General features: G+C 50.2%; 9 protein-coding genes and 1 pseudogene. 5 read left to right on the forward strand and 5 right to left on the reverse strand.

Translation table 11 applies throughout. From position 1 onward, the window contains the following. The 4 genes and pseudogenes from FTU86_RS09825 to FTU86_RS09840 form a co-directional block, all read right to left on the reverse strand. Positions 1–390: pseudogene (locus FTU86_RS09825) on the reverse strand (RNA-guided endonuclease TnpB family protein); the annotation flags it as partial. A 685-nt stretch (positions 391–1,075) separates the two neighbouring features. Further along, positions 1,076–2,851 (reverse strand): exodeoxyribonuclease V subunit alpha, encoded by a 1,776-nt coding sequence (gene recD / locus FTU86_RS09830; RefSeq protein ID WP_180048502.1) that lies wholly within the window; start codon positions 2,849–2,851, stop codon positions 1,076–1,078. Positions 2,852–2,913: 62 nt separating this feature from the next. Then, complete coding sequence (locus FTU86_RS09835; RefSeq protein ID WP_180036779.1) at positions 2,914–6,630, reverse strand: UvrD-helicase domain-containing protein; 3,717 nt, start codon at positions 6,628–6,630, stop codon at positions 2,914–2,916. A gap of 3 nt (positions 6,631–6,633) precedes the next feature. Beyond that, positions 6,634–10,320, reverse strand: coding sequence for an exodeoxyribonuclease V subunit gamma (locus FTU86_RS09840; protein WP_180036778.1), 3,687 nt, complete (start codon positions 10,318–10,320; stop codon positions 6,634–6,636). Positions 10,321–10,501: 181 nt separating this feature from the next. Here FTU86_RS09840 and FTU86_RS09845 point away from each other — a divergent pair, with 181 nt between their 5' ends. Next, on the forward strand, positions 10,502–11,008 hold the full coding sequence (locus tag FTU86_RS09845; protein ID WP_005181834.1) for a hypothetical protein: 507 nt from the start codon (positions 10,502–10,504) through the stop codon (positions 11,006–11,008). Positions 11,009–11,082: 74 nt separating this feature from the next. Here FTU86_RS09845 and FTU86_RS09850 read toward each other — a convergent pair whose 3' ends face one another. Continuing rightward, positions 11,083–12,507: a phosphate--AMP phosphotransferase gene (locus FTU86_RS09850; protein ID WP_168369778.1), complete on the reverse strand. Its 1,425-nt coding sequence runs from the start codon at positions 12,505–12,507 to the stop codon at positions 11,083–11,085. Between the two features lie 207 nt (positions 12,508–12,714). On the opposite strand from FTU86_RS09850, the gene FTU86_RS09855 reads away from it, so the two are divergent. The 4 genes from FTU86_RS09855 to FTU86_RS09870 all read left to right on the forward strand — a co-directional run bounded on the left by FTU86_RS09855 (position 12,715) and on the right by FTU86_RS09870 (position 16,891). Continuing rightward, positions 12,715–13,419, forward strand: a complete 705-nt coding sequence (locus tag FTU86_RS09855; protein WP_104499591.1) for a hypothetical protein — start codon at positions 12,715–12,717, stop codon at positions 13,417–13,419. 207 nt (positions 13,420–13,626) lie between these two features. Further along, the gene (gene ubiE / locus FTU86_RS09860; protein WP_005181822.1) at positions 13,627–14,568 is read left to right on the forward strand and encodes a bifunctional demethylmenaquinone methyltransferase/2-methoxy-6-polyprenyl-1,4-benzoquinol methylase UbiE; all 942 of its coding nucleotides are present in this window, start codon (positions 13,627–13,629) and stop codon (positions 14,566–14,568) included. A gap of 19 nt (positions 14,569–14,587) precedes the next feature. Continuing rightward, positions 14,588–15,259 (forward strand): SCP2 domain-containing protein, encoded by a 672-nt coding sequence (locus FTU86_RS09865; RefSeq protein WP_104471776.1) that lies wholly within the window; start codon positions 14,588–14,590, stop codon positions 15,257–15,259. Positions 15,260–15,271: 12 nt separating this feature from the next. After that, the gene (locus FTU86_RS09870; RefSeq protein WP_180036777.1) at positions 15,272–16,891 is read left to right on the forward strand and encodes an AarF/ABC1/UbiB kinase family protein; all 1,620 of its coding nucleotides are present in this window, start codon (positions 15,272–15,274) and stop codon (positions 16,889–16,891) included. Positions 16,892–17,076 lie beyond the last annotated feature (185 nt).

Consider the following 17,076-nt stretch of genomic DNA (forward strand, 5'->3'; position numbering starts at 1 on the left):
ACTATCCCATAGCTTGAATTGATGCTTGCCATACTGAACGTATCCATCGGCATATTTAATAGCGACCTTTTTAAAGGGTATCCAACCTAGTGATCTTCTTGCTGATTTCTTATTACTGACACGCCATGTCAATTTTGATTTTTTGAACTGTTTTCTGCGAGTGACCAATTCTTCTGTTACAGCCTGAATGGTTTGGCTATGAAGATTACATTCCTTTGATGCGCCTTTCGTATATTTAGCAATATCGTATGCTGAAAAGAATTGTTGTTTGCGCTGTAGGTGTTTGAAACACAAATCATTGACATAGTTCCAGACAAAATTAACTTCAGATGCCAATTGGTCTAGCACCTTACAATGTTTGTCTTTTATACGTAATTTAAGTGTTTTCATGGGCTTATATTAGCTCATATTAGGCTTAATATATTGTTTTTTAGCAATTAAACGACATTTCATGTCGTGTCGCTTATATCTCTGACCTGAAAGACAGAGGTTTACGCTCCATTTGATAAAACACCGAGTAGAAGCCCAAGATGATCAAACGCAAATAAGCCAAGATGGAATAAAAATAGCCCGGGAATAAATTCCCGGGCTATTTTTTGCGCTGTAGTTTCTTCTTTTTTCGTTGTTCTAATTTTATTTATTGTGATGTATAGCGAGGCTTTGGCCTTCTTCTAATCAACATTCCCTGTTTTAATTGGCTTTCCTTATGTGATAGATTTTGCCACAAGCCCTTGGGGAAAGAAGCAGATAATTACCTCTCTCCTTGTACGTTTTCGCTTACGTCGATGAATGACGCTTCATTTTTTTGATTTTGAACTGCCAATAAAAAAGCCCTGTAGTCTCTCCCAAAACTACAAGGCTTAGCGGCTGTAAGTTTCCTCTTTTTTTCACCTACTTCAATGTAAGCTCGCTGTCTCTCGACTTTCTTATTCTGGTTTTGCGATTTTCCTCAACTTTCCGTGTTGAGCTTTTGTGTGAAGTCATCTTCTCAAAAACTCAGGCAAAGCTCTATGCGCAAATTTCTCGAATCGTTGTAAGCATTTTCTTACAACGGCCGGGTTTATTTATGCCAACTTTATAATGACAAATGTTCATTTACTTTTTCTAACACACCACTGTTACGGCTGGTTTTCACGGTTAAGGCCTGTACCAGCGCCTGCCGGTCGGCCAGTAAACTCACCACCGATTTGGCCCGGGTAATGGCGGTATAGATCAGTTCCTTGCTCAGCAGATTCTGCGCGGCCTGATCCAGCACCACCGCCACATGCTGAAACTCCGAACCTTGAGATTTATGAATGGTCAGAGCAAATGCGGTTTCAATATTTTTTGGCAAGCGTGTGGCTGGCACCCATTTATCCAGACTCGGGAAATACACTTCAAACTGCCGGTTGCCCTCACGCAGACGTTGCAGACACAGGCCAATATCACCGTTGGACAGGCCGAGCTGATAGTCGTTATAGGTCATCATTACCGGCCGGCCGACATACCAGTCGCCCTGCTTGGCCACATCCAGAACCAGTTGCTGCAGCAAACGCTGCTCAATCTGCATATTCAGCTGTTGCAGGCCTAAGCCACCATGACGAATTGCAGTCAGAATCCGATACTGGTCAAAGGCTTTCACCACCTGCGCCACCACCGCGTCCGGATCATCGGCCTGTAAATACTGTTTTAGGCTGTGCACATAGCCCTGATAGCCCAGCATCAGTTTGTCATAATAGCCCTGCCCGGCTATGGGATCCGGGGCTTCATCGGGTAAATATTCCAGTTGCAGTACATCGGCCATGTCCTGCGTTAAAGTTACGGCCTGTAATTCGCCCGGCTGCACCAGCTGTGCGGCAAACTGCTGCAAGATTTGCGCGGCCGGATGTTCAGCCGTTTGCTGCTGAATAAAGCGGGCCATTTCACCAATTAAGGCACCGGCTTTAAAACGGCGACTGGTGACCAGATGCACATGATTATCTGCCAGTGCCGGCACCTGCTGTAAATCGGCCAGTACCGAACCAACATCGACCGACGCCAGCTGCTGCGCATCTCCCAGTAAAATCACCCGGGTCTGTTCAGCAATGGCATTGAACAGCATACTGGCCAGATTCAGGTCCAGCATGGAGGCTTCATCAATCACAATCAGGTCATAAGGTAAAGGCTGCCGAGCATGAAAACGTGGCTGCTGCCGGTTGCCAAGGCCCAAAAGCCGGTGGATGGTAATTGGAGTCAGGCGTTTGAGATCGTCACTGACCAGATTGGCAATTTTCGGATCATCAAAGGAATTCTGCAGTGCTTCTTTCATACGCTGCGCGGCTTTTCCGGTCGGGGCCGCCATGGCAATCCGGATTTCCGGCAAGGCCTGGTTTAGCACGGCAATAATCCGCGCCAAAGTATAGGTTTTACCGGTACCCGGGCCGCCCGTAATCAGGTTAAAAGCGGTAGTCGCGGTCATTTTGAGCGCCTGCTGCTGGTGCTGGTCTTCCAATAAATGCAGATAGTCCGACACATCTACCGCCGTAACAGCTTGCTGTTTTAAGCGTGCCACCTGCTGTGCCAGCGCCGACTCCAGCGCCCAATAACGGTACAGGTATAAATGCTGCTGGTCATAAATAAACGGCGCCACCGAACCCGGTTCAGAACCGGAACCGACCAGATTGGCCAACGCTGCCACCTGTTCGGCAGAAGCGGCTATACAGCTGTCACCATTGAGAGTAGCCTCCAGCAACTGCGCGATGATTTTAGCGGAATCTTCTCGCTTTTCCGCCTGAAAAAAAGGCGCCTGTAAAAGATAGTTACTCCAAAGCGCAAACCATGCCGGGGTTTGGGTTTCAGGCGTTGCTGCTAAAACTGTCCGCTGGTTGTCCACACTATTATCCTCAAAGTTATCCACATGCTAAATCATTCTTTCTTTAAATGTTATTAAATGATTTAGGCAATTTTCCCCAGTTGATCGACAGTTGGATTCCCCAACAGTGCATCCAGTCGCAAAATAAACTCGACCGGCGGTTTCCAATGGTACACGCCCTGCCCGGCCTGACCATTCATGCCGCGCAAATACAAATAGCTGGCCCCACCTAAATGTTGATAAATATCGTAATTTTCCAGATGGACTTTCAGGTAGCGATGCAGGGCTACCAGATACAGACCGGCCTGCAGCCAGTAACTGGACTGTGACATGCTGGCCTGCACCGAGGCCGCCTGATAATGCGACTGATCGGCGCCTAAAAAGTTACTTTTATAATCGGCAATATGGTAACGGTGGCCATCAAAATACACCAGGTCAATCGAACCGGTTAAATAGCGCGCCGAATTGGCATCATGAAAATCCAGCATCTGAATGCCATATTCATCAAACAGCTGATGAATCCGCTTGATCGCCAAGACCTGATCGGACAAGGACAGATAAAACGGAAATTCTGCCAGATGCTGCTCGGGCGCCAGCTGTTTTAACTGAAAGCCCGGATGCAGCGGTGTACTCAGCACATCCAGCAGCCATGCCGACAGCCAGCTCAGCAAGATTTCCTCCGTATGTTCCGGATATTCCTGACTAAACTTGTCCTGCAGCTCCTGCCACAAAGAAGGATAATCATTTTTAAAACGGCGCTGGATTTCCAGCGGCCAGTCCTGCTGATCCTGAAAATCAATGTGTTCAAAAATCTCATGCAGGAAATTACCGGCCAGCGTACCCATCGGGAACTGGCGTTTAATCCAGGCAATCGGCTGATTCAGGATGTCGACATCAGCCACCGCTACTGGCTGATGCAGTTCATCAGAGGCACTGCTGTGCTGCTCAATATGAGCCGCCAGCGCATCAATCGCCTGTTTACGGCTTAAATGCTGGGCCAGAGCACTGAAACTGGTTTTACTGCGCGGATAAAAACGCTGCTGCGGGAAAGTCTTTGCCGTTAATGGCAGCGTCTGCTCATGCTGCTGCAGCTTCAGCCTTGGCGGCTTTTCAGTCAGCAACGCTTCATCGCCACAATGCGGATGCTGGAAAACGTCGCTGCCCTGACCGCGCCAGAAGGCCAGACCGGAGCAGGATTTTCCGCTCTGATCCTGCAAAATGGCATAGACCCGATGGCTGGCCCGGGTCAGTGCCACATACCACAAACGGCGTTGCTCAGCTTCGGCCCGAAGCTGATGCTGCTGTTGATCCTCTGCACTGAGCAAGGCTGCTGCATTTACCGTAATCAGACGCTGCTGCTCGGTTTGACCGGTCAGCGGATTGACCGCCTGAATGGTCGAGAAATTCAGGGTTTTGTTGACCTCGCGAAAGTCCTTATCAGCCCCCAGCAAAAACACCACTTTAAATTCCAGCCCTTTGGACTGGTGGATGGTCATCAGCTGTACCCCGGCGGCATTGGACAGTTTTCGCTCCAGTTCCCACTCGCGTTCACTTGGCGCCTGCAACTGTTTTAAATACCAATGATACAGGGTTTGTGCACCCTGATAATGTTCGCTGTGCTGGCTAAGCAGTTCGCTTAAATGGCGCAGATTGACCACCACCCGTTCATTGTCACGGCTGTGATGGGCGACCAGATTCTCCCAGACCTGAAACAGGTTCAGGGCATATTGCCAGGCACTTAAAAAGCCTTTTTCAAACCAGATGCTGCGGATGCAGTCAAAATCATCCATAAACTGGCTCAGGCCGGCCGGATGAGCCTCCAGTTCCAGTAAGCGCTGTAAATTAAAATTCAGCAGGCGGCTTAACAAGGCCCGTTTGACTTTAGCTTCATCATAAGGATGCATGATTGCGGTCAGCACCGCACCCACATCTTTGGCGATCTGGCTGTCAAACACACTGCGTTTGGATGGACGGTTCACCCGAATCCCGAGCCGCTCCAGCTCGTACTGCACCTTGTCCAGCCCGTCATGGTTTTTGGACAGCACCGCAATATCATCTTCAATTAGCGGGCTGCGCTCCTGACCATTGTGCAGATAGATTTGCTGCTGCGCCGCCTGATTTAAAAGCTCCCGGATTTTCCAGGCCACCTGCAATGCTTCATTATTTTTGTCTTCTAGCATTAACCAGCGCAAGGGCTGCCGGTTCTCCCCTTGCCCGTCAATTAAGGCCGGATGGGGACGAGGTCCGGCTTCTACCAGGCTATATTGCACCTCTTCACCAAAATCTATTTGGCGCTGGAACAAGGCATCGACCACTTCCACCAAAGCCGGAATAGAACGATGATTGTATTTCAGGCTATACAGGCGCCCCTGTTTGGCCTGCACATCGGCCCGGGCCTTGTTATAGGTCAGCATATCACCGCCGCGGAAACCGTAAATGGCCTGTTTTGGATCACCGACCATAATCATGCAGCCCTGCTGATAATAGCGGGCATGACGCCAGATACTGGCCAGCATACTGTCCTGATCCTGGTTGGTATCCTGAAATTCATCGACCAGAATCAGCGGATATTTACTGTGCACAAACTGGGCAAAACGCAGTCCCTGCTCGCCCTGCAAGGCTTCCGACAGGCTGCGGATCTGCTGGGCAAAGGTGGTTTCACCTTTTTGCTGCAACACCTGCGGCAGGCGTTTTTTTACTTCACGGCTTAAATAGTATTTGAGATAGGCATCCAGCAGCTCTAAATCCAGTTGCAGTTGCTGCAACTGCTGGCAGAAGGCTTTTAGCCGTTGAATCACCGCATGCTGTTCAAACTGCGTCAGCACCTCGTCCGGACATTTGTTCAGCACTTTTTTGGTGGATAAATCGGTACACAGCTTTAAGGTTTTTTCAAAATGTGGTGCAAACAAGGCATAGCCACGTTGCTGGGACAACGCCTTTAGTAATGCCGGCAAAGCCTCGCATAAGGTGTGTTGCATCAGCTGATTGGTGCGCCACTTTTTCCCAACCAATGCAGCGTACTGGCCCTGCTCCAGATAATAGTCGCTTAGGCTGTCGACATCAGCCAGATCCAGCTGCAACAACTCATCAATGGCTGCTTCAAACTGGTTTAAATCCAGTTCGGGCGCCGGTACTTCACGAAACTGGGCCGAGGCAAAATTCAGGGTATTTTCAACAATACCCACATAGGCGTCGACATGCTTGAGTTTCTTTTGCAACAGCAGATAATTCACCACCTGCTGTGGCTGGGCCTGCAGCCATTGCCGCAGCACATCATGAATCAGCTGATACACATAACTTTTGGCATCATCAGTAATATCGGCGCGTTCAATCTTGCCACATTCAAAACTGAATTCTCGCAACAACTTCTGGCTAAAACTGTCTAAGGTACCCACAAACAGTTCATCCAGCTGGTCAATCACCAGCTTGAGCCGGTCACGGGCAAAGTCCGGTTTGGCAGCATAATCCGCCAGCACTTTTTGCAATAGCGGATCGGACTCAGTCTGGGCCTTGGCTTGCAGTTCGGCTTCAGTATAGGACTGGCACTGTTCAAAATAACGTAGGGTTTCAACCAGACGTGCACGAATCCGGCTTTTCAGCTCGGCCGCGGCGGCACGGGTAAAGGTGGTCGCCACCACCTGATGGGGTAAATAGGCTTCCAGAAAAATCCGCACAATCAGGCTGGATAAGGTATAGGTCTTGCCGGTGCCCGCCGAAGCTTCAATCCAGTGCAGCCCCTTGAACTGCATGTCGGTAATGGGCTGGAAAGATAGCGGCGAAGAATGTGGAGTAGCGGCCATCATTTACTCCTCAAGCGTCTGCTGGTGCCAGAAAATCGGCTGGTATAAATCATAGGAAAACTGTTCACAGGCATGCGCCAATAATAAACTGGCATCCTGCTCCTGCAAAATAAACTGCCAGTCACGATGATGCTTGCAGGCTTCGTTGTCGGCCACCGAAAAGGCACTAAACTGGCCCGAATCATTCCAGTCCTTATACAGCCCCTCCAGATCTTTCAGCTGCATACGCTGTTCGGCATCGGGTTCCCATTCATGCTGCTTGCCTTTTTCCGCCACTTTCAGCAGCAAGGCCGATGGCAGCACCAAAGGCTGGCGCTGGCCATAGTCCCAAGCCTTAAACCAGTGTTCCAGCCACTGTCTGGCCTGATTGGAACTGACTCCTTCACAGCAGACGGTATCATCACTAAATACCACAATCCGCTGATGCTGCTGGCCACCATCGCCCAGATTCAGATAGGCCAGCCAGAGCAAATATTCCAGCCAGATTGCGGTGCGGCGTTTGGCACGCGCACTGGACGCTTCCAGACTGACCCAGCGCTCGGCGCCCTGTTTTGGCAGGGTCAGGCGGATGTGCAAGTCAGGACGCACTTTCCAGACCTGTCGGGTGATAGTCGTTTCACTCGGTGCATACTGCTGCAAGCGGGCCTGTAGCTGCTGCTGTTCGACCAGACTCATGGTCCAGCTGCCTTCACGAATTTTGCCAATCGGCAGGCGGTCTTGTAACAGTGCCGGATCGGGCGTATCGTGCTGCTGTTTCAGAAAATCGCGGATGGTATAGCGACCCAAACCATCCAGCAATAACGGCTCGGCCTGATCGCTGCGCTGTTCCGGACGTAGGTTTTCCACCCCGACACTTTTTAAATACAGCCGCGCCGGGAAAATCATGTCCTGAATCCATTGCTGGCTGTCCAGCACCTGCAAATCCTGGGTCAATAAAGGATAAGGCTGATTGGCCCAGTGACTGCGCTGCCCACCCGGCTGACGAATCTGCTGTGCCACTGCATACCACTGGTCCTGAAAACGGATGATCTCGCTGGATTCAAAACCGAGCGGATCAAACGGCTGTAAACGGTGCACACAGTACAGCTGACGCAACTGCTCCGGCACCTCAATCCCGTCAATACTCACGGTCTGGTTCAGCGCAGACTCGGGCTGCGGCGCGGCAACAATCAGCGCCAGATGCTGAATCAGCTCCTGCAAGATGCTGGACGGATCACGCACCTGCCCGTCATTGACATCAAAGCCGTTATAAAACAGCCAGACCTTGTCCTGCGCCAATAGCAGTGCATCCAAAAATGCACCCTGATCATCTTCCAGACGCGAGCGGTCACCCAGTTGCGGTTTCAGCAACTGCATTAAATCGAATGGCAGCTGCACATTACGATTCGGGAATTTGCCACTGTCCAGATTCAGCATCACCACCAGTTTATACGGCAGCGGACGCAGCTGGCCCAGCTGGCAAAAGGTAATCTGGCCGCTTGGTTCAGCCTGTTCCAGTTGTGCTGCCAGCTGTGCTTCAATTTCTTCCAATATATACGGCAAAGGCAGACTTAAGGCCGCCAGTGCATGCCGGTCCTGCTCATCATAATAGCTAGCCAAAGTCAGCATACGGTATTGCTTTTTAATGATTTTATAGACGTTTTCCAGCGCGGTGACACCAGCTGCGCTAAACTCGTCAATGTCTTGCATTAAGCGTTTTAGCCACTGTTCGGCCCGCGTGTTCTCGCCGCGTTCATGCGCAATCATCCAGTGCCGGCGCTCGGCCAGGTCCTGATAAATCTGGATCAGTTTGGCAATCAGTTCAAAATCGGCCGGCATTACCTCGGCAAAACATAGGGTGTCCTGAAACAGGGTATGTTCCGGAATGGCCAGCCCCAGCGCCAGACGATCCAGCGCAAATTTAAAACTGAAGCGATAATCCTGATCATCGGCGCTCAGGCTGCGCTGCAAATGCTCGGCATCAAAACCGCGTTTAAAACCGGCGGCACTAAGCAGCTCCAGCAAACGCTCCAGCTGGGTAATGTCCAGCTCATAACGCTGCAAACTGGCCGCTAGTCCCAGCCAGTCAGCAAATTCATCCAGACTAAAGCGGCCCTGTAACAGACGAATCCGGCCGGCCACGGCGCGCCAGGCATTGCTGACATCCAGCTGGCTGACCCCGGCAATCTGAATTGGCAAATACACGCTGTGCTGGGCCAACCGGCTACTGTCATGTAAGGGACTGCCCAGATCACGCGCACTCGGTGGCGGCGCAAAGACACTGCGGATTAAAGGCTCAAGCTCTTTTAAATTTGGACTTAAAACCAGAATATCGCTTGGCCGGCGTGGCTGCTCTTTTGTGCCTTGCGACAGCCAGTGCAGCAGCTGGTCTTTTAACACTTCCAGCTGACGCAGACTGGAATGGCAGACATGAATCTGGATGGAATCATCATGCTGCTCTAAAGCATATTGATGCGCGGCCGGTTCATTTAAATACAGGATATCGGCCTGCAGCTTGCCCAATAAGCTGGGCTGATAGTCATCAATAAACAGATCGGCCCAGACGCCTTCTTCACCGGAAGATAAGGCAGAGAGTAAGGAGAAATGATCGCGTGCCTGCTTGCCCAGACGGGTCAGCAAGGGATGACGCGACTCGCGGTTCTGGGCATTAAAATGCAGGGTAAACTGTTCGAAAAACTGGGCAATCTCGGCATCATTGGCCTGTGGATGCTGCGCCAGAAAACGCTGTTTCACCCGCGCATCATAACGTGCCTTCCAGTTCGGATCGACGCTGTCGGCCCAGTACTCCTGTGAAGGGTTGTAATGCAGGATAAAAATTTCAATGTACTGACCTAAACGGCGCAGGAACTGTAACTGCTGCGGCGGCAAGTCCAGCAAGGTAAATACCACCAGCTGTTTCGGTAATTTGCGTAGCGCCTTGCCCGGCTGCTCCGGACTGCCCAGCGCCTGCCAGAACAGCTGGTCAATCTGCTGCATCTGCTCAAAATCTTCATGAAAAACTGCCTGCCACAGCCAGCGCTGCCACGCCTCCAGTTCTTCTGCCTGCTGCAGCATAAAGCCCGACACTTCGCTGTCGGTTTTAAAGAACATCTGCTCCAGATCAAGGGCCTGATCACAGCCCCATTGCATCAGCCAGTTGGTCGGACAGCGGCACTGCTCGCCACAGCCTTTCTGGCAATGCCCACGATAAGTCATATAGTGGCTAAACAGTTTGGATACCTGTTCGGCCACCCAGTACAGCATGCTCTGTTTTTTCAGCTGGCGTTCCAGCGGCTGTTCCAGCCGGTCAGCACTGGCATAAATCCGCTGGATAATCGGAAACAGCGCATGGCTGGTTGCTAGCGGATTCTGTTCCGGCTGAATAAATTCTTTTAGCGCCTGAAATACGCGCCATTTAATGATAATTCGTGGAATATTGGCTTGACGGACCAAGTCTTTCTGATCGTGCAGCACCCATTGATAGGCACTCCACTGGAAACCGCGAATCCGGTGATGAAACTCGGTATTGGCACAGATGCTTTGATGTTCGGCCAGACGTTGGGTTAACCAGGCTTCCACCGCAGGGGACGGCACAATAAAGTGCTGGGTTTTTAATACCTCCAGCGGATGCGCTGCAGGTTTACGGACTGTCTTCAGCATCGCCTCGACCAGTACATCGACACGCTGACTTTGAATGACATGAATCCCCATAACGCTCTACCCTGTTAAACTTTTGCCATGATATCTACAAAACCATAAAGATTCATTACTATACTTTTGCAGTTGCCTATGTCACTTTTAGCTCATGGTTCGATTCAAAAATGCTTTGAAATACGTACCTTAATAGTGCTTCAATAAAAAAATCGATACACCGCTTAAGGTATTTAATATTATGAAAATAGACAAGATTCCCAACTCGATTGACCCCAATTTAAATTTAGAGCAAGTTCGTGCTGACTGCCTGGAGCTGGTCAAAAAACGGGCCTACGTGTCCGCAGGCGCAGCGGTCATTCCGGTTCCATTTTTAGATGTCGTGATTGACGTCGGTATTTTGTCACAACTGATTCCTGAAATTAATGCCCGTTTTGGTCTGTCGCCGGAACAGGTCAGTGTCTATGACCCCGAAACCAAGCAGATTCACTGGCAGGAACTGCGTAAACGCGGCATTGAATTTTCCGGTTTGGTGGTGGCACGTACCGCCGTCAAAAAATCATTGAACAATGTTGCCGCGAAAGTGATCACGAAGCAAGTCACCAAATTTATTCCTTTAGGCGGACAGCTGGTGGCGGCCAGTCTGGGCTATTTTGTCATGAAAAAAGTCGCCGAAGCGCATGTAGAAGAAAGCTATAAGATTGCCAAAGGCATCCAGCAGAAACAGACCCAGGTGGTCAATGGCTAAGCCTTTTTCCTCAATCTGATGCCGGTCCAGTGACCGGCATTTTTATGGCTGTTTCATGCATGGTTGCTGCCGGCTTAATCGACTTTCAGCTGTTTCAAGATGGTTTTCAGCACTTCAATCCGGGCACTGTTTTTGTCATTGGTGGCAATAATATGCCACGGTGCATCCTCGGTGCTGGTATGGGCAAACATATCGGCTGCGGCATTTAAATAATCATCCCAGCGGTTCCGGTTCCGCCAGTCTTCCTCAGTAATTTTAAAGCGTTTATGCGCAGTCTGTTCACGCGCTTTAAAACGCTGTTCCTGCTCATCTTTGCTAATCGCCAGCCAGAACTTGATAATCACGGTCTGATGCTCGGTTAAATCCTGCTCAAAGCGGTTAATTTCCGCATACGCGCGTTGCCATTCCAGGTCACTGGCAAAACCTTCAATCCGCTCCACCAGCACCCGGCCATACCAGGAACGGTCAAAAATACAGATTTTTTCTTCTGGTTGCAGCTTGGTCCAAAAACGCCATAAATAAGGCCGGCGTAATTCATATTTTTCCGGTGCGCCAATGGTATAAATTTCGTATTCACGCGGATCCAGCTTTTTCACAATCCGTTTAATTGCGCCGCCTTTGCCGGCTGCATCCATCCCTTCAAACACAATCACCACGTTGCGGTCATCAAAACGCAAGGCATCGGCCACTTTGCGGCTGAGTTTTTTGAGTTCGGCTTTATAGTCGCCCTCATCCAGCGCGGCATTGTCCGGATTGAGCAAGGCCTCGGGAATCGGCGCCTGCTGCCAGCTCTGCTCAACAGTTTTCGGATGCTCCGGGCAATCTTTAAAAGCCTGTAATACATGCTGGGCAAACTGCTGGTCACGCAGCTGCTCATCTTCACCATCAATAATAATCCAGTCATCGGTAAAACGCTGGCGCAGCTTTTGCAAGGTGTCGTACTGTTTCTTGTTGCGCCAGTCGAGGCCATTCATCTTGTGCCAGCGCACTTCGCTCGGGTCCATCTCGTTCAGGCGTTTTTGCAGGGTTTTCCAGGACAGGTCAAACCAGATCTTGACCACATCGACCTGGTTGTTTTTTAAATCCTGTTCAAAGGCCCGAAAACGCTGCACATACTCATCAAACAGGCTGTCATCAAAAGGCTTCGAGACATGGGTGGCACTGCTGAGCAGATCGCTATACCAGTTGCCAAACAGAATCATGATCTGCCCTTCGGCCGGAATAAAACGGGCATAGGGCTGCCAGAAACTGGTTTTGAAATCAAACAGGTGTGCGGCATCGGCCTTCACATGCAAATAACGCGGATCGACCCATTCACGCAGCTGTTTCACCGCCTCGCCTTTGCCAGCCAGCTCAATGCCGCTGACCAGAATCACCAGACTTTTGGCATTGCTCTGACCGCGGCTGTCTTTTAGGGCATATTGTGCTTCAATCAGCTCGACAGACAGCTGATCTTCATCCATTAACTGAAATTCTGTTTGCGGGTTCTGCTCGGTCATAGGCACACACTCTTGTTTTATTGTTCCGTTCAGTATAACCAGCCTGCTGGCCGGGCGGCTGATGATTTTGTATAGCGCGTCTGTCTGATTTTGTCTATTTCTAGTGCAAACTGACCCGATGATCCTGAATCTGTCACCAATTTGTCATGGCCTGTGCATGTAACTGGCTTTAGAATGCCGCTTAAGTCAAAACAATTGAGACGCTCCATGTCCAAACTTGCGGTTTTAGATGACCTTTTAGAACTTTATAATCAATTTGAATATCATCGCCAGCCGGAAATTTTCACACGTTTGCAGGAAGTGCAGCTGTGGCAGAAACAGCGCATGCAACGTACCCATGCCCCGCATTTTGCCGAAAAAAATAATGTACTGATGGCCGAATATTTTCTGAACCGTTTATACGGCGGCCCCGATTTTGATGCGCTGGCCGCACAGATTGCACGCCTGACCAAATACGCACATAAAGCAGAAAAACTGATTCCGGAAAATGCTATTAAAACCGGCACCTCCGGGGTGGCCCTGGCCATTTTAGCAGTGCAACTGGATGAACAGGTTGCCATTCAGCTGTTAAAGGATTATCCGGCGCAGACGCCATTGAGCGACGAGATGATGCGCCTGACCTATTTAAAGCTCGATCAGGGCACCGCGCGTTTAAAACAGCTGGACATGCTGGATGAACTGGGCAAAAGCCTGGACAAATACATGCGCTCCTTTATGGTTTATACCGCCTTTAAAATGTGTAAAGGCGCCGCGCATAAATACAATTTCGATATCATGTACGAGTTTATGCAAGATGGTTTTGTGGCCATGAAACCGCTGAAATCTGCAGAAAAATTTGTCCGCGAATTTACCGCAGTTGAACGCCAGATTATTGACAAAGTGCATCGGGGAGATCCGCAGCCCTTTCAATAAAGCCACATAATTTTTTGCATGTGATGGCCAAAATTTGGTACAAAAACAGCAGTAAAACGAATATGCATTCACGTTCATCAGGATAACAATTCAATTTTCTGTATTTTATTCCTGACAATTGCAGGCCGATGACTGTACAACGCCTAAGAATCTGTCATCATGCTTGCACTGCCACATCAACCCGATTTTCATGTTAGGAGTGACACTATGTCTAATGAAGAGCAAAAGCCTACCCATCCAGAAACGGCAACCAACACAGACAAAGTGAGCCCATTCTTAACCTCGCCATTACCGGAAGGTGCACCACAAGGTCAGCAGCAGTCTCTAGAACAGCGCCTAACCGATACTCCGGTAACGGGCAGCATTCCAAAATACAACCTGCCACGTGGCGCCAATACCGGTAATGTCGGCGCGACCACGCACTTTGGCTACCAGACCGTAAACAGCGAAGAAAAAGCCCAGAAAGTGGCGGAAGTGTTCCATTCGGTGGCCAGCAAATACGACATCATGAATGACCTGATGTCTTTTGGTATTCACCGTTTATGGAAACGCTTTGCGATTAACATGTCGGGTGTGCGTCGTGGCCAGCACGTACTGGATATTGCGGGCGGTACCGGTGATCTGGCCAAAGTTTTTAGCCGTGAAGTTGGTCCAAGCGGCCATGTGGTCCTTTCAGATATTAACGAATCGATGCTGAATGTCGGTCGTGACCGTCTGATTGATGCCGGCTGTACCAATGTCGATTTCGTTCTGGCCAATGCTGAAACACTTGAACCTTTTGCTGACAACAGCTTTGACCTGGTGACCATTTCTTTCGGTTTACGTAATGTGACCGATAAAGATGCTGCACTGCAAGCCATGTACCGCGTGCTTAAGCCAGGCGGCCGTTTACTGATCTTGGAATTCTCAAAACCGGTATTTGAACCGTTCTCGAAACTGTACGACCTGTACTCGTTCACTGCACTGCCAATCATGGGCAAACTGGTGGCGAATGATTCTGAAAGCTATAAATATCTGGCGGAATCAATCCGTATGCACCCAGACCAGCGCACCCTGAAAGGCATGATGGAAAATGCCGGCTTCCAGAACTGTGACTACCACAACCTGACCGGTGGTATTGTGGCGGTGCACCGCGGTTTTAAACTCTAATTCCGAAAAGGACACTGCTATGTGGTCGATTCTGGCCTTAGGTGCCGTTGAACGATGCATCCATCATGTCATTAATCTGGATGCGATTACCCGCATCCAGCTGAACCAGCTACAGGGCAAAACCCTGCGTGTGGTGATGGATGCGCCGCAACTGTCGGTAGATGTATTTTTTGATGAAAACAAGGTGCGTCTGGAGCCGACCGTTACCGGACAGGCAACCCAACCGTCTATTTTCGAGCAGCGCCCGTTTGAGCGCGAACAGCAGCTCAGTGAAGCCACCGCCACCTTGCAGGTCAAGAATGTGGTGGAACTGCTGAAACTGCTGCTGGCCGATGATGTCGGCACCATTCCGGTACAAGGCGACTATAAGCTGCTACAGGACATCCAGCGTATTATCGAGCAGGCCGAACCCGATCTGGCCGCGCATCTGTCGCCATGGGTTGGCCCGACACTGGCACATGAGCTGGGTAAAATCCAGCTGGCGCCCAAGCAGCTGAAAAAAACCTTGCAAAGCCAGCTGTTTTTCGCCGAAGATGCCCTGAAAGAAGATTCCGGCCTGTTTGCACCGCGCTGGCAAATGGATGATCTGCAACAGGATACCCGCATCCTGAACCAGAATATCGACCGCGTAGAGGCCAAGATTCAACAGCTCCGCAAGCAGCTTGAAGACACTCCAGATTCACACGACTAGGTAAAGAGATTTATGATTCCGCACGTTTCACGTTTAATCGAACTTTGGCGTATTGCTGCGCACTATAGACTCGACACGTTGTTCCCTGCGGAAGAATTACCAGAAAAAGCCCGCCATATTCTGAGTCTGATCCGGATGCATCCGGCGGCCTGGTCCAGTAAGGAACGGAAAAATCCGCTCAAGCTGAAACAGGCGCTGGAAGATATGGGACCGCTGGCGATTAAACTCGGTCAGCTGTTATCGACCCGTCGTGACCTGATTCCACCTGAAGTATTACAGCAGCTGGTCTTGCTGCAGGACCGGGTCAAACCCTTTGGTTCCGATGTCGCGCAAATGCGGATTCAGGAATCCTTAAAGGCCGATGTCAACACCCTGTTCGCGCGTTTTGATGAACAGCCGCTGGCAGCTGCTTCAATTGCCCAGGTGCATACCGCTGCCCTGCACGATGGCCGCGAAGTGGTGGTCAAAGTCACCCGTCCTAATATCCGCCAGCAGATTCTGCAGGATTTTGAAATTCTGCAATGGCTCGGCCATTTTCTGGAAAAACGTCTTGAAGCGGCACGCGCGCTGCATTTATCCGAAATTATTCAGGACTATCGCCAGATTATCCTGAAAGAACTCGATCTGACCTTAGAAGCCGATAATACCCGCCGTATGCGTCATTACTTCACCGGCTCCAGCATGATGTATGTGCCGGAAGTGTATATGGACAGCAAAGATGTGATGGTGGCCGAGCGGATTACCGGGGTACCAATTTCCGATGTGGCCACCTTTGACCGCTTGGGTATGGACCGCGCCGATCTGGCGCAAAAAGGCCTGACCATCTTCTTTACCCAGGTGTTCCGCGACAACTTCTTCCATGCCGACATGCACCCGGGCAATGTGTTTGTAGAAACTATCAATCCGCAAAACCCACGCTTTATTGCACTGGACTGCGCGATTATGGGTGAGCTGTCCAAGCACGACCAGATGACCGTGGCGCGCATGTTACTGGCGGTCATGAACAGCGACTTTATGCAGCTGATCCAGATTGTGCATCAGGCTGGCTGGATTCCACCGGGCACTGATCAGGATGCTTTGGCACGTGAAATGCGCCGCACGGTAGGACCGATGGTCTCCAAACCCATGCATGAGCTGGACTTTGCCGGTATTCTGATTGAAGTGATGGATATTGCCCGCCGTTTCCATCTGGAAATTCCTCCACAGTTGATGCTGCTGCTCAAAACGCTGGTGCATGTTGAAGGGCTGGGCACCGATCTGTATCCGGAACTGGACATCTGGAGTCTGGCCAAACCAATCCTCACCGATTGGGTCAAGGCACAAATGAATCCGCAGAAAAACCTTAAAGAGCTGGGACAAAAAATTCCGGACCTGCTGTTGGGTGCGCAGGATTTACCGACCCTGATGATCGACAGCTTAAACGGCCTGAAAAACCAGTCGGCCTGGCATGCCAAACAGCTGAATGAACTGCAAAGTATGCGTCTGCAAATGGAACATCAGCAAAAACGCAGCTGGATTTTTGGTAGCATAATGGCGATTCTGCTATCGATTGCGATTATTTCACCGTGGTTTGTCTCAGTCATTCTGATTGTGCTGGCCAGTATTCTGGCAGTCTGGCGCGTGGCCAAATAAGGCGAAATGGGCGAAGTTTCCTGAATCCTTATATTCCTCCATTATTTAAACCGGTCACATGACCGGTTTTTTTATGGCCTGCAATTGCAGATAACATACCGGATGACTGAGCAGTCAGAGAGTGAACATTCCTGCCCTTGTGAGCCTTGGTCACTGGCCTAAAATACAGACAACTGTTTATTTTA

The organism is Acinetobacter sp. YH12155 (assembly GCF_013418255.1).
GTDB lineage: Bacteria > Pseudomonadota > Gammaproteobacteria > Pseudomonadales > Moraxellaceae > Acinetobacter > Acinetobacter indicus.